Annotated in this window: 26 protein-coding genes; 15 read left to right on the forward strand and 11 right to left on the reverse strand. The window is 71.8% G+C overall.

Translation table 11 applies throughout. From position 1 onward, the window contains the following. Positions 1 to 301 precede the first annotated feature (301 nt). From LXT23_RS13180 to LXT23_RS13215, 9 genes are all read left to right on the forward strand, one after another. Complete coding sequence (locus LXT23_RS13180) at positions 302 to 2,044, forward strand: N-acyl-D-amino-acid deacylase family protein (RefSeq protein WP_253980521.1); 1,743 nt, start codon at positions 302 to 304, stop codon at positions 2,042 to 2,044. 169 nt (positions 2,045 to 2,213) lie between these two features. Then, a complete protein-coding gene (locus tag LXT23_RS49655) occupies positions 2,214 to 2,345 on the forward strand; it encodes a hypothetical protein (RefSeq protein WP_256560812.1) in 132 nt (43 codons plus the stop codon). A gap of 145 nt (positions 2,346 to 2,490) precedes the next feature. Beyond that, on the forward strand, positions 2,491 to 2,943 hold the full coding sequence (locus LXT23_RS13185) for a GNAT family N-acetyltransferase (protein WP_253981377.1): 453 nt from the start codon (positions 2,491 to 2,493) through the stop codon (positions 2,941 to 2,943). Between the two features lie 178 nt (positions 2,944 to 3,121). Next, positions 3,122 to 3,592, forward strand: coding sequence for a hypothetical protein (locus LXT23_RS13190; RefSeq protein WP_253980522.1), 471 nt, complete (start codon positions 3,122 to 3,124; stop codon positions 3,590 to 3,592). A 119-nt stretch (positions 3,593 to 3,711) separates the two neighbouring features. After that, positions 3,712 to 4,536 (forward strand): sulfurtransferase, encoded by an 825-nt coding sequence (locus LXT23_RS13195; protein WP_253980523.1) that lies wholly within the window; start codon positions 3,712 to 3,714, stop codon positions 4,534 to 4,536. A gap of 164 nt (positions 4,537 to 4,700) precedes the next feature. Further along, on the forward strand, positions 4,701 to 6,323 hold the full coding sequence (locus LXT23_RS13200) for a hypothetical protein (RefSeq protein WP_253980524.1): 1,623 nt from the start codon (positions 4,701 to 4,703) through the stop codon (positions 6,321 to 6,323). Between the two features lie 155 nt (positions 6,324 to 6,478). After that, positions 6,479 to 8,233: an RCC1 domain-containing protein gene (locus tag LXT23_RS13205; protein ID WP_253980525.1), complete on the forward strand. Its 1,755-nt coding sequence runs from the start codon at positions 6,479 to 6,481 to the stop codon at positions 8,231 to 8,233. Continuing rightward, positions 8,230 to 9,705, forward strand: a complete 1,476-nt coding sequence (locus tag LXT23_RS13210; RefSeq protein WP_253980526.1) for a di-heme oxidoreductase family protein — start codon at positions 8,230 to 8,232, stop codon at positions 9,703 to 9,705. The genes LXT23_RS13205 and LXT23_RS13210 overlap by 4 nt, the downstream gene beginning before the upstream one ends. Positions 9,706 to 9,797: 92 nt before the next feature. Further along, positions 9,798 to 10,289: a hypothetical protein gene (locus LXT23_RS13215; protein WP_253980527.1), complete on the forward strand. Its 492-nt coding sequence runs from the start codon at positions 9,798 to 9,800 to the stop codon at positions 10,287 to 10,289. 45 nt (positions 10,290 to 10,334) lie between these two features. On the opposite strand, the gene LXT23_RS13220 is transcribed toward LXT23_RS13215, so the two are convergent. The 4 genes from LXT23_RS13220 to LXT23_RS13235 form a co-directional block, all read right to left on the reverse strand. Further along, positions 10,335 to 11,171 (reverse strand): MerR family transcriptional regulator, encoded by an 837-nt coding sequence (locus LXT23_RS13220; RefSeq protein ID WP_253980528.1) that lies wholly within the window; start codon positions 11,169 to 11,171, stop codon positions 10,335 to 10,337. Next, the gene (locus tag LXT23_RS13225) at positions 11,168 to 12,235 is read right to left on the reverse strand and encodes an alpha/beta fold hydrolase (protein ID WP_253980529.1); all 1,068 of its coding nucleotides are present in this window, start codon (positions 12,233 to 12,235) and stop codon (positions 11,168 to 11,170) included. The genes LXT23_RS13220 and LXT23_RS13225 overlap by 4 nt, the downstream gene beginning before the upstream one ends. Before the next feature lie 90 nt (positions 12,236 to 12,325). Next, positions 12,326 to 12,802 carry an AtaL-like protein gene (locus tag LXT23_RS13230; RefSeq protein WP_253980530.1) on the reverse strand — a complete coding sequence of 159 codons (477 nt, stop codon included), beginning with the start codon at positions 12,800 to 12,802 and terminating at the stop codon, positions 12,326 to 12,328. Between the two features lie 123 nt (positions 12,803 to 12,925). Next, on the reverse strand, positions 12,926 to 13,576 hold the full coding sequence (locus LXT23_RS13235) for an RNA 2'-phosphotransferase (protein WP_253980531.1): 651 nt from the start codon (positions 13,574 to 13,576) through the stop codon (positions 12,926 to 12,928). Positions 13,577 to 13,677: 101 nt separating this feature from the next. Between LXT23_RS13235 and LXT23_RS13240 the strand changes: the two genes are divergently transcribed. Next, positions 13,678 to 14,532 (forward strand): LysR family transcriptional regulator, encoded by an 855-nt coding sequence (locus tag LXT23_RS13240; RefSeq protein ID WP_253980532.1) that lies wholly within the window; start codon positions 13,678 to 13,680, stop codon positions 14,530 to 14,532. Positions 14,533 to 14,605: 73 nt separating this feature from the next. On the opposite strand, the gene LXT23_RS13245 is transcribed toward LXT23_RS13240, so the two are convergent. From LXT23_RS13245 to LXT23_RS13275, 7 genes are all read right to left on the reverse strand, one after another. Continuing rightward, positions 14,606 to 15,313: an outer membrane beta-barrel protein gene (locus tag LXT23_RS13245; protein WP_253980533.1), complete on the reverse strand. Its 708-nt coding sequence runs from the start codon at positions 15,311 to 15,313 to the stop codon at positions 14,606 to 14,608. 154 nt (positions 15,314 to 15,467) lie between these two features. Then, positions 15,468 to 15,710, reverse strand: coding sequence for a hypothetical protein (locus LXT23_RS13250; protein ID WP_253980534.1), 243 nt, complete (start codon positions 15,708 to 15,710; stop codon positions 15,468 to 15,470). A gap of 231 nt (positions 15,711 to 15,941) precedes the next feature. After that, positions 15,942 to 17,624 (reverse strand): protein kinase domain-containing protein, encoded by a 1,683-nt coding sequence (locus LXT23_RS13255; RefSeq protein WP_253980535.1) that lies wholly within the window; start codon positions 17,622 to 17,624, stop codon positions 15,942 to 15,944. Next, the gene (locus LXT23_RS13260; protein ID WP_253980536.1) at positions 17,618 to 18,538 is read right to left on the reverse strand and encodes a tetratricopeptide repeat protein; all 921 of its coding nucleotides are present in this window, start codon (positions 18,536 to 18,538) and stop codon (positions 17,618 to 17,620) included. Before LXT23_RS13260 ends, LXT23_RS13255 begins: the two co-directional genes overlap by 7 nt. 17 nt (positions 18,539 to 18,555) lie before the next feature. After that, a complete protein-coding gene (locus tag LXT23_RS13265; protein ID WP_253980537.1) occupies positions 18,556 to 19,854 on the reverse strand; it encodes a sigma 54-interacting transcriptional regulator in 1,299 nt (432 codons plus the stop codon). Beyond that, positions 19,851 to 20,468 (reverse strand): hypothetical protein, encoded by a 618-nt coding sequence (locus LXT23_RS13270; protein ID WP_253980538.1) that lies wholly within the window; start codon positions 20,466 to 20,468, stop codon positions 19,851 to 19,853. Before LXT23_RS13270 ends, LXT23_RS13265 begins: the two co-directional genes overlap by 4 nt. 126 nt (positions 20,469 to 20,594) lie before the next feature. Next, positions 20,595 to 21,779 carry a DUF6068 family protein gene (locus LXT23_RS13275; RefSeq protein WP_253980539.1) on the reverse strand — a complete coding sequence of 395 codons (1,185 nt, stop codon included), beginning with the start codon at positions 21,777 to 21,779 and terminating at the stop codon, positions 20,595 to 20,597. Positions 21,780 to 22,248: 469 nt separating this feature from the next. Here LXT23_RS13275 and LXT23_RS13280 point away from each other — a divergent pair, with 469 nt between their 5' ends. The 5 genes from LXT23_RS13280 to LXT23_RS13295 all read left to right on the forward strand — a co-directional run bounded on the left by LXT23_RS13280 (position 22,249) and on the right by LXT23_RS13295 (position 25,496). After that, positions 22,249 to 23,028 carry a zinc-dependent metalloprotease gene (locus LXT23_RS13280; protein ID WP_323378993.1) on the forward strand — a complete coding sequence of 260 codons (780 nt, stop codon included), beginning with the start codon at positions 22,249 to 22,251 and terminating at the stop codon, positions 23,026 to 23,028. Positions 23,029 to 23,031: 3 nt separating this feature from the next. Then, positions 23,032 to 23,802, forward strand: a complete 771-nt coding sequence (locus tag LXT23_RS13285) for a trypsin-like serine peptidase (protein WP_253980541.1) — start codon at positions 23,032 to 23,034, stop codon at positions 23,800 to 23,802. 110 nt (positions 23,803 to 23,912) lie between these two features. Further along, positions 23,913 to 24,812, forward strand: coding sequence for an alpha/beta fold hydrolase (locus LXT23_RS13290; RefSeq protein WP_253980542.1), 900 nt, complete (start codon positions 23,913 to 23,915; stop codon positions 24,810 to 24,812). A 64-nt stretch (positions 24,813 to 24,876) separates the two neighbouring features. Further along, entirely contained in the window at positions 24,877 to 25,011 is a 135-nt protein-coding gene (locus tag LXT23_RS49660) for a hypothetical protein (RefSeq protein WP_256560814.1), read from the forward strand. Further along, on the forward strand, positions 25,008 to 25,496 hold the full coding sequence (locus LXT23_RS13295; protein WP_253980543.1) for an SRPBCC family protein: 489 nt from the start codon (positions 25,008 to 25,010) through the stop codon (positions 25,494 to 25,496). Before LXT23_RS49660 ends, LXT23_RS13295 begins: the two co-directional genes overlap by 4 nt. The last annotated feature ends 24 nt before the right edge of the window (positions 25,497 to 25,520 follow it).

The raw sequence follows: 25,520 nt of genomic DNA on the forward strand, positions 1-25,520 counted from the left end.
GCGCCCTGTCGTCCTTCCAGGAACGGAAGGGCGTCGGGCGCGTGAGCTGATCGCGGCCCTCCACTACGACAGAGCTGTGTGGGTGATCCAGGCCGGCGCGATCTGTGTCGCGTTCAGGCAACCGTCTACTCCCCGGGTCCGCTGATCCACGCGAAATCACGGGGCTGATCAGGACACTACAGAGCGCGACAGAGCTGCAGCGAGCTGGAGCACGCGAGCAGGTGGGCACGAGACCTACGGCGTCGGGTGGCGAGGCCCCGGGTTGGAAGCAGGAGCGGCGACGGGCGTAGGCTTCGAGGCCATGGACCTCATCGTCGAGAACGGACTGGTGTTCGATGGGCTGGGGACTGCGCCGCGCCGCTGCCACGTGGGCATCCGCGAGGGCACCGTGGCCACGCTGTCCGAGGCGCTCATTCCGCGCGCGCCCCACACGCGCGTCATCGACGCCACCGGCCATTGGGTGACGCCAGGCTTCATCGACTTCCACACGCACTACGACGCGGAGGTGGAGCTGGCGCCGTCGCTCTCCGAGTCCGTCCGCCACGGCGTCACCACCGTGGTCATGGGCAGCTGCTCGCTCAGCCTCGCGCTGGGCACTCCGGAAGACCTGGCGGACATGTTCTGCCGCGTGGAGGCCATTCCCTACGACACCGTGCGCGCGCTGCTGGAGGAGCGCAAGCAGTGGGACTCGCTGGGCGGCTACATGGAGCACCTCGAGGGGCTGCCGCTCGGGCCCCATGTCGCGTCGTTCCTGGGGCACTCGGCGCTGCGCGCGCACGTCATGGGCCTGCACCGCAGCCTCGAGCACAGCGTCCGTCCCGGTGAGGACGAGCTGCGCCGCATGGAGGCGCTGGTCCGCGAGGGCCTGGACCTGGGCTACCTGGGCCTGTCGGTGATGACGCTCAAGTGGGACAAGATGGGCGGCTCGCGCGATGTCCGCAGCCGTCCCCTGCCCTCCACCTATGCGCGGTGGAGCGAGTACCGCCGCCTCACGCGGCTGCTGCGCGAGCGCGGTCGCATCTTCCAGGGCGTGCCCAACGTCAGCACCAAGGTGAACGTGCTGCTCTTCCTCCTGGAGAGCGCGGGCCTGGGGCGGCGGGCGCTGAAGACGTCGGTCATCTCGATGATGGACGCGCGCTCCAGCCGGGGCATCCACCGCCTCATCGGCGCCATGTCGCGCTTCGCCAACACGCTGCTGGGCGCGGACTTCCGGTGGCAGGCGCTGCCGGAGGTGTTCGACCTGTGGGCGGAAGGCATCGACCTGGTCGTCTTCGAGGAGTTCGGCGCGGGCGCGGCGGCCCTGCACCTCCAGGATGCCGTGTCACGCTCGGAGCTGCTGAAGGACGCGGCGTACCGTGAGCGCTTCCGGAGCCAGTGGACCAACCGCTTCCTCCCGCGCGCCTTCCACCGCGACTTCAACGAGTCGCTCATCCTCCAGTGCCCGGACGCCAGCGTGGTGGGGAAGTCCTTCGCGCAGGTGGCGCGCGAGCAGGGCCGGCACGCGGTGGATGTCTTCCTGGACCTGGCCGCCACGCATGGAGACGCGCTGCGCTGGTACACGGTGATGGCCAATGACCGGCGCGAGGAGCTGGAGCGCATCTGCCAGCACCCGGACATCCTCGTGGGCTTCTCCGACGCCGGCGCGCACCTTCGCAACATGGCCCACTACAACTTCCCGCTGCGGCTGCTGCGGCTGGTGCGCGAGGCGGAGAAGCGCGGCGAGCCCTTCATGTCCGTGGAGCGTGCCGTGCACCGGCTCACCGGGGAGATTGGCGAGTGGTTCGGCCTGGATGCCGGAGTGCTCGCCGAGGGGCGCCGCGCGGACCTCACCGTCATCAACCCCGAGGGGCTCGATGCGAAGCTGGATGAAATCGCCGAGGCGCCCATGGAGAACTTCGGAGGCTTCGTCCGGCTGGTGCGTCGCAATGACGCCGCGGTGAAGGCGGTGCTCATCTCCGGGCGCGAGGCGGTGAGCGAGGGCGCGGTGTCGCCAGCGCTGGGCCGCGAGCGCGGCTTCGGGAAGCTGCTGCGGGCCCGGGCCTGAGGGGCCGCCCCCCCCCCCGCGCGGCGAGCAGGGGCGCGGCCCGGTCGCTCGGCTGCAACGGTGACGGCGAATCGATAACGCAGGGAGTCTCTTGCGACTTGAAGGAGCGCCGCGCTTCACAACCAGTGAACGGGTTTCGCCTCGGCTGCGCCTGGGACCGCGGGCGCAGTTGACCGTCCGACACCACACGCCCGGCATTCCGGATGCAGTCAACCGCCTCGAAGGAAGCTGCCAGGTGGACGGAACGCTCTACACGTCGCAAGGAAGCACGGACCTGCTGCTGCTGAAGCTGGCGCCCTGACCTGCTTCCGGTAGGTCCGTCAAGGCCAGGCCCGCAGGACGCAGGCCGGTTCCCAGCCGAGGTGTGCGTCGTGGCAGCATCGACCTCGGCGTGGGACGCGGGCTAGAGTCGGCTCGTCACTCGGCTCGCGGAGACGGCTCTCTTGGTGATCCTGCGCAACGTTACAGATGAAGACCTCCCGATCTTCTTCGAGCACCAACGGGACGCAGTCGCGCTGCGCATGGCCGCATTCCCGTCGCGGGAACGCGATGCCTTCCTGACCCACTGGCGCACGAAGGTTCTCCGCCCCGAGAACGTGACCCGCACCATCGTTGTTGGCGGCCTGGTCGCTGGGTACATCGGCAGTTGGGAACAGGACGGCCAGCGCCTCGTCGCCTATTGGATGGGTCGCGAGCACTGGGGCAAGGGCATCGCGACACGGGCGCTCTCGGAGTTCCTCGTGCTCGAGCCGATTCGTCCGCTCCATGCGTGGGTCGCTGTCCACAACGTCGGGTCGACCCGCGTCCTCGAGAAGTGTGGCTTCCGCACGGTGGCCCAGGAGAACCCGCAGCACGCGGACGGAGTTGCTGAGGTACTCATGGCGCTTGGTCCGAAATAGGAAGACGGCGCCCTCCATGGCATCCCCGCGCTCCGATTGACTCCTGGTGGAGTTCATTCGCACCACCTCCGTCATGCCCGGCACCCTATGCTCGGACCTGAGCAGGCGCGAGGTCCACGCGCTCCCAGGCAGGGTGGGACGTCCTTGTTAGGGTGCGCCCCCGGACATGGAATCAGGCATGGATGCGGTCGAACTGACGCGAGTCGGGTGTTTCATCCTCATCGGCGCGCTGCTGGTCGTGGCGGTGCTCCGGCAGGGACGGTGGCGCGACTGGCTGCGCGACACCCGGGCGGTGTTCGCCCGGCATGGCGTCAAGCTCGAGGACAGCGAGACGTTCCGCTGGGTCGCGCGGCCGCTTGAAGACTCGGACGCGGAGCTGCGGGGCTTCGTCGAGGACGGGAATCCTCCCGGCGCGGACCCCGAGCAGGTGGGGACCGGGAGCATCTCCCTGCTGAGGGTGCCGCTCCCCGGTGACGGGCTGCTGGTGGTGCCCTCCGACCTCGTCGAGCCGCTCCTGGGGCCGCTGCCCCCCGTGCCGCGCGTGCGCACGGGGGAGGCCCGGTTCGATGCGGCGTTCGCCCTCTTCGCCCACGGTGGCGACCTGCCCCGCTGTTCAGCCTGCTGCCCTTCCTCGCCTACCTCGTGGTGAGGAACCTCTCCCGGCTCAGGCCCGCGGTGCCGCCAGCGTCGTAGCGGCACCGCTCAGGTGTCCGCGGCGAACCTCCAAATCCGCGTCCACCCGGAGGGGAGCTGCGCGATGCTGGGGACATGCACCCTCCCCTTCTCGACCCGCATGCCGGGCCCGACGCCCTGCCAGGCGCCGTCCTCCTCGATGCCCGCACCGGTGCCGACGTCTACGCGGCCGGGCACCTGCGAGGCGCGCTGCATGCCGACCTCGAGCGCCACCTGAGCACCGCCAGTGAGCCGGGCACCGACCCGGCCCGAGGTGGCCGGCATCCCCTTCCGCCGCTGGAGCGCTGGCGTGCCCAGGTGGGCGCCTGGGGCATCGGCCCCGAGACACCGGTGGTGGTCTACGACGACAAGTCGGGAGCCAATGCCGCGGCACGGGTCTGGTGGATGCTCCGGGCCCTGGGCCACCGCGCGGTCCGGGTGCTGGACGGCGGACTCCAGGCCGCGGTGGCGGCGGGCTGGGAGCTGTCCACCGAGGTGGCTCGGCCCATGGCAGTGAGGCCCTACCCCGCCGACGCCTGGCAGCTGCCCACCGTGGATGCGACCGCGGTGGACGCGCTGCGCTCCCAGCCCCACGCGCGGGTCGTCGATGTGCGTGCCGGCCCGAGGTACCGGGGAGAGACGGAGCCGCTGGACCCCATCGCGGGCCACATCCCGGGCGCGGTGAACCTGCCCTTCACCGAGAACCTGGAGGGAAGCCGCTTCAAGTCGCCCGAGGCACTGCGCGCCCAGTACCTGGCCCTGCTCGGAGACGTGGCGCCGGAGCGACTCGTCGTGCACTGCGGCTCGGGCGTCACCGCCTGCCACACCTTGCTGGCCATGGAGGTCGCGGGCCTCCCCGGGGCGGCGCTGTACGTGGGCAGCTGGAGCGAGTGGTGCCGCCAGCCCCGTCCACGCGCGTAGCCCGGGACAGGCATGGAGGGGGTGCGTCCAGCCCCAGGGGCGAGGCGTGCATGCCATTCGGATTGCCTGAAACCTCGGAGGAGGAAATCTGTATCGTTTCTCTTGAGGAAGCCAAGCACCCGCGGCCCATTCGCGCCGGGGCGTAAGGACATACAGGGGGAACCATGCCGACCTGGCGTTTGATATTGACCGCGCTGTGCGTGTGCATCGCCGTGCAGGGCTGCTCCGGCTCCGAGCCCGCACCCGCACCGGACGCGGGAGGGGTGGAGGATGCGGGCAGCGACTCGGGGACGGAGCCGGTCGATGCCGGGAATGACGGCGGCCCGTCTGGGACGGACGGCGGAACACCGGGCCCCAACGCGGTGCGCGTCACGCGGCTCATCCGCGACCTCACGGGGGACGCGCCCCAGGAGCAACCCTGGGTCTTTCCCCCGGACTCCCTCGAGCTCTTCGTGGTGGAGGGCGAGTCCTTCGTCGAAATCCCCGGCGCGCCCGGTGCGCCCGGCGAGTACGTGTTCCCGGACGTGCCCCGCGTCACCTACTACCTCAGGGAGGGGCTCACCTGGGTCGTCACCAGCGAACGCCAGGTGGACCTGGGTTACAACAAGACCTTCCGGGACGACATCGAGTATCCGGAGAACGGGTCGTGGGCCCGGCTGAGCCTGGGCGGCCTCGAGCCCTGGCATGCGCGGAGTGACACGCCTCAGGGGCCACAAAGGCTCCCTCCGTACTCCCGGCTCGACCTCATCTCCGATGAACTGGGCAGCCGTTCGAGCTTCTTGTTCCTCTCCATGAGGGAGGGAGACACTCACGTGTACCAGGAGACAGACGTCGCCACCATGCCCCAGGTCGAGGCGGCCCGCGGGGACCGGATGCGCGTGGTGCAGTCTTCTCCGCGCGAGCTGGGCCCATTGCCCGACGGGGGCGTCCAGCGCTACCTCGCGGCGGTCCGCGCCCATCACCTGGCCCCGGTCTCCCATGACGGCTCCCAACCCCTGAACATCTCCGGGGAGCTCCTGCCGCTGCCCATGCAGGAAGTCGCGTTGGATTGGCGGCGCCCGGCCTTCGAGCCCCTCGCTGCAGCCGTGCACCCCACGGCCAGCCCCAACTCGGCCCATCTTGGCCTCCGGGCGGCTTCGCCCGAGCCGGCCATCGAGGGTCAGCGGGGTCCCTCAAGCGAGCTGGCTACCCTGGGAATGGCCGCAGATGGGTTCGCCGATGTCTCGGGAACGCTCGTCTATGGAAATCCTTCGAGCCGCCTCCCGGGCGCGCTGGCCGTGATCACCCTGAGCTTCGACGTCCCCGTCGAGCTTCCCGGTGAAGCACCCTTCAACATGTGGGCCACCATCACCATCCAGGAGCGGCCTTCCCAGCTTGCGAGCGGGCCGCTCACACCTCGCGTCGAGCCTCCGCGCGCCCTCACCCTGGACGGGACCGAGGCCTACAGCCCGCGCACGCTCGCAGCCGGCACGCATGTCCTCGCGTGGCAGCCGCCTCGGAGCGGAGCTCCGGATGCCTATCTGGTCAGGCTGCTGTGGTTCGAGCCAGGGGTGCTGAACGTGATTCCCGGCTCCATCATGTCCATCTACCTGGACGGCAGTGCCACCTCCGTCCGTGTGCCGCCGGGAGGCCTGCAGCGAGGATGGCACCACCGTTTCAGCGTGGAGGCCATCGTCTCGGAGGGGTTCTCGCCCTCGAAGAGGCCCCAGTCGATTGGCAGTCGCTACATCATCAGTCGTGCGCCGACCTTGAGCGGACTGCTCAGCGTTCCCGCGCAGGCGCCTTGAGCCGCCCGGGCACCACGGGCCTGGCCCGTGGTCGCGTGTCCCTGGACCTGGGCGAAGCCGCAGCAGGCCTCGCCCTCCTTGCATGCTTACACCCGGGACGGTAAGACGCAGCCCAACTGAATCTGCAAATCAATCTCAGATTCCCCGGGAGTTCCATGAAATGCCTTCGTCTCGGCCCTGCGCTGCTCGCGCTGTGGCTCGTCGCCTGTGGTACGGACGTGACGCCCTCGCCGGGCGTGCCCGCGCCCCCGGCCATCCAGGTGCTGTCACCGGTGGCCGGTGCCTCTTTCGAAGCGCCCTCGGTGCGGCTGTCCGGCACGGTGGGCACCGCGGGGGGGCTGGCCTCGCTGACGGCACGGGTGAGCGGGGGTGAGCCGCACGTCGCCACCTTCACGGAGACGCAGCGGGGCCAGTACGCCTTCACCGTGGACGTCACCCTGCCCGAGGGTGAGAGCGAGGTGCGGCTGGAGGCGGAGGACACGGTGGGAGGACGCGACTGGCGCACGGTGCGCCTGCGCTACACGCCGGATGTCACCGCGCCCCAGGTGCTGGTGCGGTCGCCGGTGGCGGGACAGGCCCTGAGCGTGCGCCGCGTCCGCGTGGACGCCCTCGTCACGGACGACAAGGGCGTGGTGTCCATGTCCTACGCGCACAACGGCGGCGAGGAGCAGCCGGTGCCCTCCAGGCTGGATGCCACCGGCAGCCTCGCCTTCGAGCTGACGCCCCGTCCCGGGCCCAACCAAATCGTGCTGCGCGCCCGGGACGCGCGCGGCAACGAGGGCGTGAGCACGGTGGCCTTCCACTTCGGAGGGCTCGCGTCCGCGGGCGGGCTGCACAGCGGCGTGCTGCGCGGCGGGCGCGTCTACGCGTGGGGCCGCAACAACCGCGGACAGCTGGGCCTGGGCGACGCGGTGACGGCGGACCAGAAGGCGCCCCAGCCCGTGCCCGGCCTCGAGGGTGTGGCCTCCATCGCCTTCAACCAGAACTTCGCGGTGGCGCTGCGCTCGGACGGCACGGTGTGGACGTGGGGGGAGAACGCGGACGGGCAGCTCGGCCTGGGCACGCCTCCCGTCACGGGCGAGCCGCACACCCCGGACGTCACCCCGCGCCGCGCGCCTTCCCGGGTGCCCGGACTGGAGGGCGTGGTGGCCGTGGCGCCCGGCTACCGGCACTCGCTGGTGCTGCTGGAGGACGGCTCGGTGCGCGCCTTCGGTGACAACACCAACGGGCAGCTCGGCGACGGCACCGTCGAGTCGCGGGACTACCCGGTGGCCGTGCAGGGGCTGACGGACGTGGTGAAGCTCATCGCCGGCTCGATGCACTCGGCGGCGCTGAAGCGCGACGGCACCGTCTGGCTCTGGGGCCGCAACACCTACGGCAACCTGGGCGCGGGGAGCGTGGACCCGGATGCCCACGCCACGCCCGCGCAGGTGCCCGGGCTGGTGGACGTCGTCGACCTCGCCAACGGGAGGGACCATGTGCTGGCGCTGCATGCGGACGGCAGCGTCTCCTCGTGGGGGCTGAACGGCAGCGGGCAGCTCGGCACGGGCGAGAAGGGCGACCCCGTGGCGACGCCGGCGAAGGTGAAGGGCCTCACGGACGCGCAGGCCGTCTTCGCCAACGGCAACTTCAGCTTCGCCCGGCGAGCGGACGGCTCGCTGGTGGGCTGGGGGCAGAACTTCAACGGGCAGCTGTGCGTCGGTGACAACGTCGACCGGTCCGAGCCCACACCCGTCTCCACCCAGGTGAACCCCGTGGCCACCATGGGCATGGGCGCCACGCACGTGCTCGCCCTGCGCGGTGACGGCTCGCTGTACGGGTGGGGGTGGAACCTCAACGGCTCGCTGGGCCCCGACGCCGTCATCGACCGGTGGTCGTACACGAATCCCATCTCGGTGCCCTTGCCGTGAGGCAGCGTCGCGCCCTGACCGCCCTGCTCTGGTCGCTCGGCCTCGCCGCGTGCAGTGGCGCGGAGGGCACACCGCCCTTCGTCGAGCCACCGACTCCCGACGCCGGCCCCGAAGCACCACCGCCGCCCCCTCCCCCTCCGCCGCGCCATGACGTGGTGGAGGACGGCGAGGACCGTCCCGGCGGCGCCACCACCGTGGCCACCCCGGGCGCTGTCACCGCCTTCAAGCGCCCGGCCGCCAACCTCACGCTGGAGCGCCGCGCGGAGTTCTTCATCGGCGAGGCCGTCTTCGAGGCGGACTGGCTGCCGGCCCCCAGCGCCTCCCGTGCGGAGCGGGACGGGCTGGGCCCGCTGTTCCACTCCGTCTCCTGCGTCGCCTGCCACGTGGGCAGCGGCCGGGGCCGCCCACCCGAGGAGGGAGAGGTCGCCGACACCCTGCTGGTGCGCCTGTCCGTGCCCGGTGTGGACGCGCACGGCGCACCCGTCCCCGAGCCCACGTACGGAGACCAGCTCCAGCCCCGCGGCATCCCCGGTGTGCCCGCCGAGGGCCAGGCGCGCATGCGGTGGACGGAGGTCCCCGGCACCTTCGCGGACGGCGTGCCCTACTCGCTCGCCGCGCCGGAGCTGCTGCTCACGGAACTGGCACACGGCCCGCTGGCACCGGGCACGCGCACGTCGGCCCGCGTCGCCCAGCCCATGATGGGCCTGGGCCTCCTGGCGGCCGTGCCCGAGTCGACCTGGCTGGAGTGGGCGGACCCGGACGACGCCGATGGCGATGGCATCTCCGGCCGGCCCAACCGCGTCTGGAGCCGGCGTGAGGGCCGCGCGGTGCTGGGGCGCTTCGGGTGGAAGGCCAACCAGCCGGACCTGGAGCACCAGAACTCCGCCGCGCTGCTGGGCGACATGGGCCTCACCTCGCCGCTGTTCGCGGACGAAGGCTGCATGGAGGTCCAGGCCGCGTGCCGGGCGGCGCCCACGGGCGGCGCCCCCGAGGTGAGCGAGCGGCAGTCCCGCGCGCTGGACTTCTACTCGCACACGCTGGCGGTTCCCGGGCGCGAGCGAGTGGACGCACCGGAGGTCCTCGCGGGCAAGGCCGTCTTCCACCGCGTGGGCTGCGCGCGCTGTCATCGGCCGTCGCTCACCACGGGCACGCTGGCCGGCTACCCGGAGCTTTCCGGCCAGCGCATCTGGCCGTACACGGACGGGCTGCTGCACGACCTGGGCGAGGCCCTGGCGGACGGGCGCGAGGACTTCCTCGCCACCGGCCGGGAGTGGCGCACGCCGCCGCTGTGGGGCCTGGGCCGCACGCGGGCGGTGAACGGGCACACCCGCCTGCTGCATGATGGCCGGGCACGCTCACCCCTGGAGGCCATCCTCTGGCACGGCGGTGAGGCCGAGGCCGCGCGTGAGGCCGTGCGGCACCTGACGCAAGCGGAGCGCGATGCGCTGGTGGCCTTCCTCGACTCCCTCTGACGCGGGCATGCAGCCCATGCCGCGACTGAGTCCCGAGCGTATCGTCAGCACCCGAGGACGAACGGTGAGAGGATGCGGCTCGGAGGCAATCCATGATTCGAGCCGCCACGCTCGCCTTGTTGCTGTGCAGCTGCGCGACTTCCAGTGAGGGACTGAGGATGGGAAACGACGGGACTCCTGAAGGACGACGCCCCCTGCGCAAGGGTGACCCGGAGCCGGTCTTCGAGTTCGAGCCGGGGCCGCCGGTCACCGACACGCCGGGCCTCAAGACCTGGCTCGAGGCCCACCGGGGTGAGCGTCTCCGGCTGCCTGTCGTCATCGAGCTCGGGGAGCCGGGCCACCGCTTCGAGCGCTCACGCGTCGGGGACGTCGAGCTGCGGGTGACGGACCTGGCACTGGGCGTACCCCTGGACGAGCGAATCGCGCAGAAGTGCGGCCGGGAGGCGAGGCGCTGCGCGCTCTGGCTCGAGGGGCGCTACGGCGAGACGCCGCCATTCCCCGACGACCTCCCTCAATACGAGGTGCTCAAGGTCGGCGAGGTCGTGGACGAGAAGGCGGAGCTGAAGGCCGAACGCGCGAAGTGACGCCAGGAGTCGCTGGCGTCGCGCCATCTTTGCATCCACCCGCCATCAAGGGCGCGGCCGTGCCCCCGGCTCTTCCCAGGCCAGCGCGAGCTCGGTGAGCCAGGTGGAGGAGGAGGCCGCGTCCGTCGTGCCCACGCGCAGGAAGGTCTCGCGCAGGGGCACGGCCGCGACGCGCTCGTGCGCATGGAGGTGGGCGAAGAGCCGCGCCCAGGAGGGGCCCACCGAGTCGGGTGGCCCGGTATGGACGAGCGTGGCCGCCTGTACTTCCGGCAGCTCCTCCACGTGGACGCCCTCGGGCCGGGCTCCGGGAGCCAGGGGCACGCACCAGGAGATATCCGCATCGTCCTCGCGGTACTCCGCCTCGTGGTAGAGGCAGAAGGGCGCACCGGCCACGTGCGGGCCGCACGCGGCGAACAGGCGCGGGAAGAACACCGACGCGTCCGAGTAGCGCCCCCGGGCCCGGTGCACGGCGGCCCGCACTCCGGGAAGCCACCGCTCCTGCAGTGGCGGAGGCGCGCGCAGGTACGCCTCCGCCTGTTGCTGATGCCGCAGCAGCGTGTCCAGCGCCAGCACCGACCGCTGAGCGCTGGCCGCTTCATCGGCGAGCCGGGCGCGCACCCTCGCGAGCTGCTCGACCAGGGCCGCGCCCTGCTCCAGCTCCTCGAGCACCCCGCGAATCTCCTCCAGCGACAGCAGCAGGTCGCGCAGCGCGCGCAGGGTATGGGCCTGGGCGATATCGCGCTCGGTGTAGTAGCGGTAGCCCGAGGAGGAGTCCACGCGCGAGGGCAACAGCAGCCCCTTCTCCTGGTAGAGGCGCAGCGCCTTCACGCTCAGGCCGGTGATTCGCGACACCTCGCCGATGGCGTACAGCAATCCGCTCACGGCTTCACCTCATCGAGAAAGGCGCGCAAGGTGGTGGCGAAGGCCTCGGGCTGCTCCTCGAAGGGGAAGTGCCCGGTGCCCGCCAGCTCCACCAACTGCGCGTGAGGCAGGGCTTCTACCACGCGCGCGGTGGCGGCACGCGGCTGCAGGTCCTCGGCGCCGTGGATGACGAGGGTGGGCGCACGCACCCGGCCGAGCCAGGCGCTCCAGTCGTGGTGGCGTCCCAGGCTGAGGTAGAGCCCCAGGGACAGCAGCCCTCCCGGCCTGCCGGACTCGGGCAGCCGTGCACCGGGGCGCTCCTTGCGCACGGCCTGGGTGTAGAGGAGACCGAAGCGCTCGAAGTGCCCGGCCAGCGTGGCCTCGTCCTCCTTCAGGCGCGCGGCGAAGTCCAGGGTGTGCGCCAGCCACGCCTCCATCGCTCGCCGTCCCTCCGGGTCCAACCGCGCACCGACCTGGGTGAAGAGGTCTCCGTCCCCCGCGGGCATCGTCACCAGGGGCGCGGGCGCCACGAGCACGAGGGCCTCCACCCGCTCCGGCCACTCGGCCGCATAGAGCGCGGCCACCAGCGCCCCGAACGAGTGCCCCACCAGCGTCAGGCGCTCCTTGCCGAGCAGGCGCCGGATGCGCTCCAGGTCCGCCAGCTGCTCGGCGAGCCCCAGTCGCGCCTCCACTTCCTGCATGGCCTTCCACGTTCCGTCCGCTGGAGCGCGGGTGAGAGGACGGGAGGACGCGCCGCAGCCGCGCTGGTCATAGAAGTGCCAGCGCAGCGCATCACCGGTGAGGGCGGCCGCGCGCCACGGTGCCGCGGGAGGCACTCCCGGGCCGCCATGCACGACGACGACGTCCCGGCCCTGGCCCACGGCCACATGGTGCAGCTCCACGCCCGGCGCCACCTGCCAGCGGGGTGCGTCGGGCCGCTGTCCGGAGGGCACCTCCAGCGTCTCCCCTCGCGAGGCCAGCGTCTGCTCCACCGTGCCCGGCTGGAAGAGCCCGCGCCCCATCCACCACCACGCCCCCGCTGCCACGCCCACGAGCAGGACGAGTGCGCCCAGTGCCACCACCATGATGTTCCTCCGCGACCGCTGTCTGGATGACATGCGCGGAGGGTGGCGGTCTCCCCCTGGGGGAGAGTCAAGCGCCCCGGGTGGCAGTGCTCAGATGCGGCCTTCCTGCACGAGCGCCCGGGTCCGCGCCAGCGTCGAGAGCAGGGCCTGCTTGTAGCCGCGCTCCTCGCTGTCCATCGTGGCCTGCTCCTTCCGCTCCTGCTCGCTCCCCGGCTCCGCGTTCCTCAGGCCCAGCAGGCAGTAGAACTTCAGGTGCAGCGAGCCATCGGCGGCTTCGAGCACCTCGTTGACGATGACGCCCTCGCGCGGCCCCTTGAACTGGTGGAAGGACACCTTGGTCCGGGGCTCGAAGGTGATGATCTCCTTCACGTCGTCGCCCAGGATGGTGGCCTCGCGGATGATGACCTCCTCACCGTCGGCGACCACCTCGCACCTCGTGCAGACGCCGGGCGGCAGGAACAGCCTCGCATCACGCGCCTTGAGGACGAGTCCCCGCCAGAGCTGGTCGCGGGTGAGCGGGAGCTCGCCCGCGGGGTTCACGGGCACGGTCGCGGTTGAATAGATCATGGTCGGCGTTCCTGTCTCGAGCTGCGGGTGTGGACAGCCCCGCTGCTACCGGGCCAGCGGGCATGGGTCATGAATAGGCGGGCCCCGGCCTTCACGGAAGTTGATGTTGGAAAGCCCAGGGCTTCAAGCGGTGAAGGCTCCCGCCTCCTTCTCCACCCGGCCCTTCAGCTCCGCCAGCGCGGAGCGCCCCGGGCCATTGCACGCCACCACGTCCACGATGGCGGCGGCGGGGATGGAGCGCGCGAGCAGGACTCCGTTGGGGGCCCGGAAGACGCGCAGCCCGGAGGCCCGGAGGCGCTCGGGGGAGATGACCAGCAGCACGTCCACGCCGGCCCGCTTGCCCACCTTCGAGTCCACCGTGGCGGCCAGGTGGACGTGGGTGCGCGCCGCGGAATGAACGCCCTCCCCGGAGAGGATGGCGCGCGCGGCGGCCACGGACGTGCCGTGGTAGAGGGTGGCGTCTCCGGACACCTCGTCCCAGCTGCGCTCCAGCCCGTCGAGCGTCACGGGGGTGCCCTCCTGCGAGTGGCCCTGCACGGCGCGCACCTGCTTGCCCCGCACCTCGAAGCGGGACTTGTTGTTCTCCGCGACCACCTCGTCGAGCTCGTCGCGAGACAGCCCCGTCATCCGCAGCACCTCGCCGATGTGGGCGAAGCCCGCGGTGTCCATGGCAAGGCCCATCTCCCGGGCGCCATGACGCAGCAACCAGGACAGCTTCTTCGACTTCTTGGCGAGTGCCTGGAGTTCCTTCTCCGAGCGGCGTGCGGTGGCCATGAGTGTTCTTCCTTTCTGACGCGAGGAACACTACCCGGCACCGTCCCCGAGCACGAATCGGTACTTCCCTCCAACTATCGAACCCATGGATAGTTCCACTCATGGACACGGATGGGCTTCGCGCCCTGGTGGCGTTCGCGGAGGCTGGCTGCAACCTGACGCTCGCGGGGCGCACCATCGGGCTGTCCCAGCCGGCGATGCATGCGCGGCTGCAGGGGGTGGCGAAGGCGCTGGAGACCGCCCTCTACGAGCGCCAGGGCCGGCGCCTCCAGCTCACCCCGGATGGAGCGCGCGTGCTCGCCTGGGCGCGCGATGTGCTCGAGCGGGAGCGGGCCCTGCGCGTGGAGCTGCGACAGGGCCAGGCGGAGGAGCGGGTGGTGCTCGCCTGTGGCGAGGGAGCGCTGGTGCACGTGGTGGCCGAGCGCATCGCCCCATTCCTCCGCGAGCGGGCCGGGACGCTCTCCTTCCTCGTGCTGGATGGGCCCGCCGCGGTCGCCGCGGTGGAGCGCGGCTCGGCGCACCTCGCGGTGGTGGCCGGCCCCGCATCCAGCCCTCCGGGCCTGCGCTCGCAACCCCTCGTCACCGCCGCGCTGCTGGCCGTGGCCTCGCGGCAGCACCAGCTGGCGCGGGCGGGGCGGGCGGTGGAGGTGGGGGCCCTGCTCGAGCACCGGCTCCTGGTGCCTCCACTCGGCCGCGCCCTGCGCGCCACGCTGGAGGATGCCGCCGCGGCGCGGGGCCGGGCACTCGAGGTCGCGGCGGAGGTGACGGGCTGGGAGGCGGTCTGCCGGCTCGCGGCCCTGGGCGTGGGGGTGGGCATCATCAACGACGTGGTGGCCACCCCGGACCTCGCACGCCTCGCCGTGCGCGGCCTGCCCCCGGTGACCTACCGGCTGCTGATGCGCCGTGGGCGCGGCACGCGGCTCGCCGAAGAGGTGGTGCGCAGCCTGCTCGGCTGACGCCTCGTCGCGCACAAGCGAAGCGGCCCGCCCCGGAAAGTCCGGAGCGGGCCGCGGGCAGCACTTTCAGCGACTAGAAGCGCACCTGCATCCGCACGCCGCCGTACAGCCAGGAGTGGATGGCCGTGTTCTCGATGTCCTCCGTCTCCTCTTCCTCGCCGTCGCCGGGGAGGCCCTCGATGTCGATGCGCATGGTGGTCGACGAGTACTGCGCCACGGTGTACGTGACGAAGGGGCCCACGGAGACGGTGTCGCTGACGTTGAAGTCGACACCGCCCTGGGCGTTGACGAACTCGAAGCCCTTGGCGGTGCTGCTGGCCTCGGCGGACACGCCATTCTCCTCACCGGAGATGGACAGGGTGAGGGTCTCGTAGCCCGCGCCCACGCCCAGCCAGGGGTTGATCTTCGCCTGCGGGGCGAAGTGGTAGGCCAGGTTCACACCGAAGCGCATCTGGCTCACGCCGCAGCTCACGTTGTCGCCATCGCAGTCCTCGTCCTCGGCCAGGAACCCGAAGCCATATTGGAACGAGCCACCCAGGTAGAGGTTGGAGTTGATGAAGTAGCCCACGTCCAGCTGGACCGGCACCATGCCGGACACCGAGTCGCTCAGCTCCGGGGCTTCGCTCCCCTCATTCTCCGCGCCGACGGCGCTGCCGAAGGGCACGCCGTAACCCGCGCGAAGCCCCAGGGAGAACCCGGGGCCCTTCTCGGAATCATCGGCAAGGGCGGCGGGGGCGGACAGGACGAGCGACAGCGCGGCGAGCTTGGGAAGGGTGGACATGGTCATGGGATGTGCGTGCTGCGTTGGAGTGGCTCCACATCGTCGTGGATGCGCCTCCTGACGGCCGCTCCCCCGCAGTATTCACGCCTGCCGCCCCGAAGAGACGGGCCCCCGCCGGTCCGGCAGGGGCCCACCGGGTGCTCCAGGGTTCTGGCTAGTCCTTGTCGCAGGTGCTGCCGCAGGAATCGAGGCAGTCGCAGAGCTTGACATTGCAGCTCGCGACGCAGGCGGAATAGCCCGCCTCGACACCGGAGCCACAGGAGTCAACGCACGCGATCTGCTTGTTCGTGCACGTCGTCGACTCCTCGGCCGAGCAGGCTGCATCGCCATCTCCACAAGCGGTGAGGCCCAGGGCGAGCGACATCGCGGCGAACAGGACAATGAGCGTCGTCTTCATGAAGAGGTAACTCCGTTGAGGTGGTGCTGCGTTGGGTGTGGCACGCCGTTTCAGCGCGCACGTGCGGGAACGCAGTGCAGCCCCCGTGCCCTCACCGTCGGCGGCATCCCCTTGGGCGCCACACGCGCCTCATCTCGCGGAGTTGGCGCGCGGGCCTCCGGGACGCACCCGGGAGGACTGTCCCCTGCCAGGGGACAACTGTCCCGGCTGACGACACTTCGGGCCCCGTCCTCAGCGCGCAGCCTCGAAGTCCACCCTCAGGGTGACGACGCCTCCCGGCTCGATGTGGACCGTGCGCTGCTCGGTCCGCCCGAGGACGGGGTTGTGGAAGACGACGCTGTGCCGGCCCGCCGGAAGGGGGTAGCGGGCCAGCGGCGTCCGGTCCACCTCGCGGCCGTCCACCGAGATGACCGCCCACGGCCGCGCGTCCACCGTCAGGAAGCCGGTGCCCGACAGCGGCTGGGGGGCCTCGGCCCGCGCGAGTCCTCGCCTTCCAGGGGCACCCGTGGCCCGTGAGCGCCCGCGGTCGTCCCCGGAGGCCGGCTGCGGGGAAGAGGGATTCAGCGGAGCCAGGTCCCGCGCCTGGGCGTCAGGCGGAGGGGGGAGCGACCCGGTGGAAACCGGCGCGGGTGAAGCAGCGCCCGACTCGTGCAGATGGGAGAGCGGCGCGGTGGGAGCCGGCACGGGTGAAGCAGCGCCCCCTTCATGAGGGATGCGCGAAGCGGCCGTGGAGGACGCCGGAGGAGCGAGCTCCCCGTCCGCCTCTTGCGAGAAGCGCGACCAGAGCCCGAGCGCGAGGCCCCCCACGGCCACGCTGCCCGCCAGCGCGAGCACCCTCCTCCTCGCGCGTCGGGAGGGGCGCAGCTCCGCCTTCACAGGCAGGGGGGCAACGCCCCTGGCTCCATCATTCGCGGCCTCCTGGACGGGAGGCCCGGTCCGGGTCGGGCGGGTGCCCGACGTCAGCGCGGCCGGCCGGAAGACGGCCAGCTCGGCGGCACACAGCGACTCGACGAGCGCGCCCAGCTCGGCTGGGGAGGCCACCGGCCCATCCATCAAGCCCGCGAGGAGCGCCCGCGCCGAGGGCAGCCGCGAGTCCCGCTCCCGGGAGGCCCCCTGCTGGAGCGTGTCGCGGATGCGCTCCGTGAGGTCCGGCCGGAGGAGCATGGCGTCCGGCAGCGTCTCGTGGCGGATGGCGTCCATGGTGGCCGCATCCGTCGCGCGCTGGAACGGCGAGCTCAGGGTGAAGGCCTGGTAGAGCGTGACGGCCGCCGCGAACACGTCCGCCCGCGCATCCAGGGGCATGGTCGCGTCCAGCTGCTCCGGAGGCATGTACGCGTACTTGCCCCAGGGGCGGCTGCTGCGCGTCGCCGCACTGGAGAGGACCCGGGCGATGCCGAAGTCACCGAGCAGCACGCTGCCCCGCGCGGACACCATGACGTTGGACGGGCTGACGTCGCGGTGGACGACGCGGAAGTCCTCGCCCGCCGGCCCCCGGAGCTGGTGCGCGTAGTCGAGCGCCTCGCACAGTCCGGTGGCCACCGCCCTCACCACGGGAAGCGGAAGCTGCCGTCCCTCGCGACGGCACGCGCGGAGGAGCTGCGACAGGCTCACGCCCTCCACGAGCGCCATCGCCAGGTAGTAGCGGCCGTCCGCTTCACCCGCGTCGAAGAGCTGCACGACGTGGGGGTGCTCCATCCGCGCGGCGATGCGGGCTTCCTCCAGGAAGCGCTCCACCAGCGCCGGCTCTTCGGAGAGGTGGGGCAGCAGCAGCTTGAGCGCGACGCGCTTCTCGAAGCTCGCCAGGCCCGTTCGCCGGGCGATGAACACCTCGCCCATCCCTCCCGCCGCGATGCGCGAGAGCAGCTCATAGGGGCCCACGCGCAGCCCCCGCATGGCGGGTCCGGCCATCACCATATGAGGAGATAACCGCCGCCGAGCGCCGCCGCCCCGCCGCCGATGAAGAGCCCCGTGGCCCAGCCCGCCTGCGTGCGCGCCCGCTCCGAGTGCCGCCGCGAGTCCCCCGCCCACGCCTCGCGCACCGCGGCGTCATGGGACTCGCCGGACCGCACCTGCAGCCAGGTGCCCCCCAGGCCCGCGGCGACCGCCACACCCAGCGACACCCAGCCCAGCCTCCGGCGGAGGCCCGGCGAGGTGGCGGGCTCGGCCTCCGGAGGGGGCACGGGCGCGAGGAGGGACTCCGCGACGACGCCCCCCCGGTTCCAGACGTGGGGTGCGTCCGGAGCACCGAGCCGGGCCAGCCCACTTCCCTCCGGGCCTCGCGCCTCGACATACCAGCGCACCGGTCCCGGCCCGTCTCCGGGGAGCTGGAAGACGCAGAGCCCCTCCTCGGGAACGGCGCGCAGCTGCCGCCAGTCGGTCTCGCGCGGGCCGCGCCAGCGCAGCACCACGGCCTCCACGCGCCGCCACGGGTCCACCACCTCCACGCGCACCAGCCCCTCCGCCGAGGGGAGCTGCTTGAGGGCGAGGTAGTCCGCCGGGAAGAGCCGGGCCTTCACGGCCTGGAAGGCCTCGAGAATCTTGGGCGAGAGGTCTCCCGGAGGCTCGGCGCGCGGGTCCAGCGTGAGCATCCGCGTGTAGCTGGCCTCCGCCTCCGCGCGTCGTCCCTCCGCCAGCTCACAGCGGGCCTTCAGCTCCAGGATGTCCAGCCGCTGGGCGCGCGTGTTGGAGGGGACCTGCTCGGCGAGCTGGAGCAGCGCCAGCGTCTCGGAGAAGTCCAGCGCCTCGTACCGTGCCCGCGCCTGGTCGAGATAGGGGTTCGCCGGCGCGGCCTGTCCCAGGACCACCAGCAGTGTCACGGCAAGCCACATGGCGCACGCATCCTAGCTCAGCCCCTGCCGCGCCCGGGCGCGAGCCCGTGCGTCTTGAGCAGCCGATAGAAGTAGGAGCGCGCGAGGCCCGCCTCCCGCGCGGCCGCGGAGGCCGAGCCGCGATGCCGGGCGAGCAGCGCCTCCAGGTAGCTGCGCTCGAAGGCCTGGAGGACCCGCTCCCGCGTCGCGTGGAAGTCCTCCTTCACGCCCACGCCCACGCCGGGCGCCAGCTCCGGCAACGCGGCCTCCGCGCCCAGCGTCAGGGTCCGCTCCACCGCGTTGCGCAGCTCCCGCACGTTGCCGGGCCAGGAGTAGGCGCTCAGCGTGGCGAGGCTCGCGGGTGACAGCGGGAGCGAGGCGCCGAGGGTGCGGGCGAAGTGCTCGGCCAGCAGCGGGATGTCGTCCAGCCGGTCTCTCAGGGGCGGCGCGCGCAGCACGATGCTCGCCAGCCGGTGGTAGAGGTCCGGCCGGAAGGTGCCCTTCTTCATGGCCGCCGCGAGGTCCCGGTGCGTGGCGGCGACGAGCCGGAAGCGGACGCTCCGCTCCCGCGTCTCCCCCAGCCGGCAGAAGCGCCCCGTCTCCAGCACGCGCAGGAAGACGGGCTGGAGCTCCAGCGGCAGCTCCGCCACCTCGTCGAGGAAGAGCGTCCCTTCGTGCGCGGCCTCGAGCGCGCCGGGCGTGTCGGCCACCGCGCCCGTGAAGGCGCCGCGCACATGCCCGAACAGCAGGCCCGGCAGCAGCGCCGGGGGGACGGAGCCGCAGTCGAACGCGTGCAGCGCCCCGGTCCTCCCGGACAGGACATGCAGCGCCCTGGCGATGCCCTCCTTGCCCGACCCCGTCTCTCCCTGGATGAGGACGGGCACGTCCACGGGGGCGACCCGCTCGACCTCCGCGAACAGCCGGCGCATCGCGAGCGAGCGCCCGAGCAGCCCCGCCAGCTCCGTCCGCTCGCTGAGCCGCTCGGGACTGGCGTCCGCGGGGAGCAGCGCGAGCTGCGTCCTGCCCAGGGAGACGATGGCGCCCAGGGGCACTTCCACCACCTCCACCCGGGCGCCCAGGTAGCGCGTCCCGTTGCGGCTGCCGAGGTCCCTCACCCGCGCGCGCGTCCCGAGCAGCTCGAGGCTCAGGTGCTGGCGGGACACGGTGTCGTCCGAGAGCACGAGCTGGCAGGACGGCAGCGTCCCCACCACCACGGTGCCGCCCTCGACGAGGACGGTGCGCCCCCGGTCCGGCCCCTCCATGACGAACAGCCGCGCCCGGGGCGGGGCATCGGGGTCCGTCTTCTCGGTGAGCGGCGAGGTGCGGGGCGTGCTCACGGGCCGTTCTCACAGTCGACGGTGGCCGTGCGCCAGAGCGCGACCTCGTCCACCCACACGGGCGCCTCCCCCTCCGCGGGGACGACGAGGCGCAGGGTCCCCACGCTGTTCTCCAGGAACAGCGAGGAGACCGTCACCTGCTGCCAGGTGTCGTCCAGCGGGAGCTCCTCGGAGTCCGCGACGTCGGAGCCATCGAGGATTTCGAGCACGGCGGTGCGCCCCGGGCCTCCGCGCACCCAGGCCGAGGCGCAGTAGAAGTCCTCCTCGGAGTCGAGGAGCGGCGGCGAGCGCGGGGTGAGCGTCACCGGTGTCGCCCCCCCTCGCGCCACGAGCCGCGCCGCGAGGGCGCCCGCGAAGCCCGGCGGCTCGGTGGACAGCACCCCCGTCGTCTCCCAGCCGTCCGTGCCCCCCTCGAAGCCGGAGTTGCGCACGAGGTTGGTGGGGCGCGCCGGCTCGTCACCTTCCGCGCAGCGTCCCGCCTGACAGTGGAAGCCCGGCCCGCAGGACTGCTCCAGGCCGCACAGCTTGCCCGTGACGTCGACGGCATCGGGAATGCAGCCCGACAGGGCGACGACTCCGAGCACGAACAGCAGGCCCTGTCGGTACGTCAGCACGGCGTGTCTCCTGAGCTTCCCAGCACGGCGCGGACACTACCGGCTCACCCCGCACGCGGCCAGCGTGCCCGCGCCCACCTCGGGCGGGACAGGCCGGCTCCCTCCGCGCGCAGCCGCTTCACCTCGTCACTGCGGCCCCGCGAGCCACGCACCCCACCGCACGAGCCGCGTGCCGCCCTCGGACTCACGCTTGCCACCGGCGACCACGCGCTCGGTGCCGCTGGCGAGCGGCATGAAGCGCGCCTCGTAGGGCAGGCCGGCGAGCGCCGGGGCCCACGGCTCGGCCGCGTAGGTCTGCGAGAAGACGCGCGGGACGCCCTCCACATTCTCCGTGCTCTGCTCGGTGAGGGCGGGCACGCCGCGGCCCTCCGCGGTGAAGGTGCCACGAATGGCAGACGCGGCCGCGCTGGGAGGCGATTTCTCCGAGGCCAGCGCCTCCCAGGGCAGCCCCATCAGCAGCTCCTCGAGGGGCTCCGGCTCGGCCTGGGAGAAGTCCGAGCAGGGAGCCGCGTTGGCGTCGACGGGGCCCTCGGCGCGCAGGAGGTAGCCGCGCTCGGCGGTGAAGCACACGCGGTGCACACCGGGCGTGGAGTCCACGTTCACGAACCGCTCGTAGTACGCGCCCGGTCCCAGGGGCCTGTCCATCGCGGGCACGGGGGCGTTGGCGTCGGCCGAGCCCTCGCGGAACTCGCGCAGCGTCAGCTTGAAGCCGCCCGGGATGTGGAAGCCCGCCGCCTCCGTGCTCGCCTCGAGCAGGCCGCGGGTGAGGTAGAGCGGGCCCGGCGCGTTGGCGTAGACGCGCGTGCGCAGGGGGCCGTCCACGGGGCGCTGGTCGCTGACGTAGCGCATGGCCTCCCAGGTGCGGCCCGCGCTGGAGGGCGTCTCGGCGGTGGCCTCGCCCCCATGGGGCACGTCGAGCGGGCGCGTCGTGTCCGCGCGCACGGGGACCAGGAGGTCCTGGGCGAGCCGCGGCTGCGTCAGGGGCTTGCCGGCCTCATCGGTGAAGGCCACGCGCACCCAGACCCAGGGCTGCCGCACGGCCACCACCTCCAGCGTCAGCTGACCGCCGAGGGTGCGCGCGGTGCCGCCGCCTCGGGGCTCGGGGCCCTGCGTCGCCGAGAAGGCGTAGGTGACCCGGTCACCCACGCGGGCGCGCCTCCAGGCGTCAGCGTCCTGCATGACGGCGGACTCCCGCGTCTGGGCGTCAGAAGGTGAAGGGCTGCTCGACTTCGTGCTCTCGCAGCCCGGGAGGAACGACAGGGCCGCGCCCAGCAGCGCGGCAAGGGGGAGGGTGGAGTGGCGCATTGGCATGGAGACCTGGAAAACCAGGAGTGTATTCACGCCCCGCGCCGCCGCGTACGTTTCCCAGGAAACTCCTGGCGCGCTGCGCCGAGAATGAATTCATCCGGCCGCGGTGCGTTGTGGGGAAGTCGACGCACTCCGCTTCGGGGGGTAGCTCAGACCCCAGGGCCGGTGTCCGATAACCAGACATCACTGTGCGGTTCCGCAACGCCCCGCCGCTCCAGGAGGAATCCGTAGCGGTGACGCTGGCTTGCGGAGTTGAATGTAATATTCATTTACAGGGGCGGATCTGAAACCTGGACTGCCGACACTCCAGGCAAAGCATCGAGTTCGGTTTTTTCCCTTTGTGGGGTTGATTGGCCCATCAATTGCTCAAGGGCCAGGGTGCGTCGTGCCGCGGCTGGTGCAGGCCAGGCGGACGGCGCATCCCCCCGCAGTCGGTTGTACGAGGAAATCTCCAATGCTCAAGTTCCAGAAGATGTTCAAGGGAGCGGCTGTCCTCGCGGTGAGCTGTGGCGCGGTGCTGGCCGGCTGCGGTACCGATGGGCAGGCCGAGTCCAAGGATGCGGAGAACGAGCAGATCATCTCCAACCTGGTCGAGGCCGGGTTCCCGGAGAACGACATCATGGTTGCCGACGGCAACGTGTACGTGGGCCTCGACGCCCACGTGACGCTCGAGGCGTCGCAGGAGATGCTCCAGTCTCCCGTGGAGACGCAGGAGCAGTACCGGACGACCAACACGGTCGGCACGAGCGTGACGCGCATCTGCGTCAACCCCACGTCCTCGTTCAACAGCTACTCGCGCCTGAGCGCGGGCCTGGACGCGGCCATCGCCAACTACAACTCGCTGGGCCTGCGCATCACCTTCCAGCGCGGCGGCAGCGGCTGCACGGCGAACATCACCGCGACGACCATGTCCGGCGCCGGCGGCTCCGCGGGCTTCCCGTCGGGTGGCCGTCCCTACGGCACCATCAACATCGGCACCGGCCTGCAGAGCTACAGCGCTGACGTGAACGAGCACGTCATCACCCACGAGCTCGGCCACGCCATCGGCTTCCGTCACTCGGACTACTACAACCGCAACATCAGCTGCGGCTCCGGTGGCAGCGAGGGCACCGCGGGCGTGGGCGCCATCCTCATCCCCGGCACGCCGAGCACGGCCACCGTGGGCGGCTCCATCATGAACTCCTGCTTCCGCTCGTCCGAGACGGGCGAGTGGACCAGCAGCGACCGCACGGCGCTGAACTACCTCTACTAAGAGATGGCACGACAGCCCCCCGGTCCATTCCTGACGCTGTGGGGCCCGTTTCTCGCGGGCACCGCGCTCCTGGGCATCCTGGCCTGTGGAGATGATGCGGTGCCCGAGGAGCCCCCCGTCTGCGGCACGCCGCAGACGGCGGAGGTTCGCGGCCAGTGGCAGTGCGGCCCGACGCTCGACTTCACCCCCATCAACAGCTACCGGGGCGGCTTCGCCGACGTCCAGGACAGGGAAGACGCAGTCGTCCTGATAGACGGGCGCTGTACCGGAACGCTGATTGAAGCGGGCGCAGGACCGGTGGTGCTGACCGCCGGCCACTGCGTCGGGCTCGGAGACCGGTCGCTGCTGGTCTTCAACTTCGAGGACTCGCCCGACGGCGACCCGCTGGTCACCGAGGGCACCGTCATCGAGCAGTCGCTCGACCCCGACTATGCGCTCATCGAGCTCGACACGCTTCCGGCCGTCACGCCCGTGCGGCTGACGAACCGGGCCACCGAGCAGCTGGCCATCATCCAGCATCCCCGGGGCCGGCCCAAGGTCATCGCCGAAGGCAGGTACCTGGATGCCTGCAACCGGCTCGTCTACTACTCGGACCTGGACACCCTGGTCGGCAGCTCCGGCGCGGGCGTGCTCAACCGCCAGGGCTACCTGCTGGGCATCCACACCGACGGCGACTGCGACGAGAGCGGCCGCGGAGCCAACAGGGGCTGGATGGCGGACGTGCTCGTCGAGGCGTCCCCCTACCTGCAGAGCGACGACATCGCCGACCGCTGAGGGGCGGGCCGGCCGGTCGGTGGACAGCCGGGCGCGCGGCCCCATGCGCGCAGCCGGAGACCGGGACGCGAGGGCTCCATAACTTGGCGCCGGACTCGCGGAGGTGCCCGATGCCAGCCGTCCTGCACAAGAGCCTCGACCTCGACGGGGTCCGCGTCTTCTATCGGGAGGCAGGCCCGCCAGGGGCGCCCGTCATTTTGCTGCCGCACGGCTACCCCTGCTCCTCCTTCCAGTTCCGCGCCTTCATGCCCGCGCTCGCGGACCGCTGGCGCCTGCTCGCCCCGGACTACCCGGGCTTCGGCTACAGCGACACGCCGCCGCCCAGCGACTTCGACTACACGTTCGACGGCTACGCCGACCTGCTGGACCGGTTCGCGCAAGCGCTGGGGCTCACGCGCTACGCGCTCTACCTGCACGACTACGGGTCGCAAATCGGGCTGCGCCTGGCCATCAAGGCCCCCGAGCGGGTGGCCGCGCTCATCATCCAGAACGGGGACATCTACGAGGACACGCTGGGCCCCAGGTACAGGACGCTCCAGGAGTACTGGGCGAAGCCGTCACCGGCGGGGCGCCGCAAGCTGAGCGAGGCGGTCAGCGAGGAGGGCTTCCAGGACGAGTTCATCGGTGAAGTGGCCGAGCACCTCGTCGAGCGAATCCCTCCGGACCTGTGGAACCTGTCGTGGCCTCTCATGCGGACGCCCCAGCGCCGCGAAATCATGGTCGGCCTGATGGAGGGGCTGAAAGAGAACCTCGGCTGGTTTCCCCGCTACCAGGCCTGGCTGCGCGAGCACCGCCCTCCCACCCTCATCGTCTGGGGGCCCCAGGACGGCTTCATGCCCGAGGCAGCGGCCCGCGCCTACCTGCGGGACCTGCCTGACGCGGAGCTCCACCTGCTGGACGGCGGACACTGGGCGCTGGAGACGAACCTCGACGAGGTAGTGACGCTGGCGCGGCGCTTCCTCGAGCGGGTGTACCCCTGGCCTGTCGCGCCTTCCGCCCCACCCCGCTGACCGGAAGCCCTCGACGGAGGCAGGGCCCGCGGGCCCGGCTGCCGGAGCGGAGAAGCTCGGCCGCGTGCGGACGTGCAGGCTCGGGCCGCACCGGCTGGAGGACGTGGCGGCGTGGGTGGCCTCCTACCGCCAGATGCTGGAAGCGCGGCTCGACAGCCTCGGTGAATTCCTCGAACGGACGAAGGAGAAGCAGCCATGAGCAGCCCCTCGCTGAAGCCCTCCCCTGCCCTCACCGTCACCACGCCCTCGGACCGGGAGGTCCGCACGGAGCGGGTGTTCAACGCCTCGAGGGAGCGCATCTGGCGGGCGATGACGGACCCGGCCCTCGTCGCGCAGTGGTGGGGGCGCGGCAACCGCCTCGTCATCGAGCGCCTGGAAGTCGTGCGTGGCGGACACTGGCGCTTCGTCGAGCATGCGCCCGACGGAGTCCACGGCTTCGAGGGACGGTTCCGGGAAGTCACGCCGCCCGAGCGGCTGGTCCAGACGTTCGAGTGGGACGGGATGCCCGGCTACGTCGTCATCAGCAGCATGACGCTCGAGGACCTGGGCGACGGCCGGACGAAGCTCGTGACGACGTCGCTGTTCCACACCACCGAGGAGCGCGACGGAATGCTCGACTCCGGGATGACCGAGGGCCTCGAGCAGAGCTACCGCGCCCTGGAGGCCGTGCTCGCGAAGCGCTGATTCCACGCGGCAGGCCGCCCGCGA

Source organism: Pyxidicoccus xibeiensis (genome assembly GCF_024198175.1).
Taxonomy (GTDB): Bacteria; Myxococcota; Myxococcia; order Myxococcales; family Myxococcaceae; genus Myxococcus; species Myxococcus xibeiensis.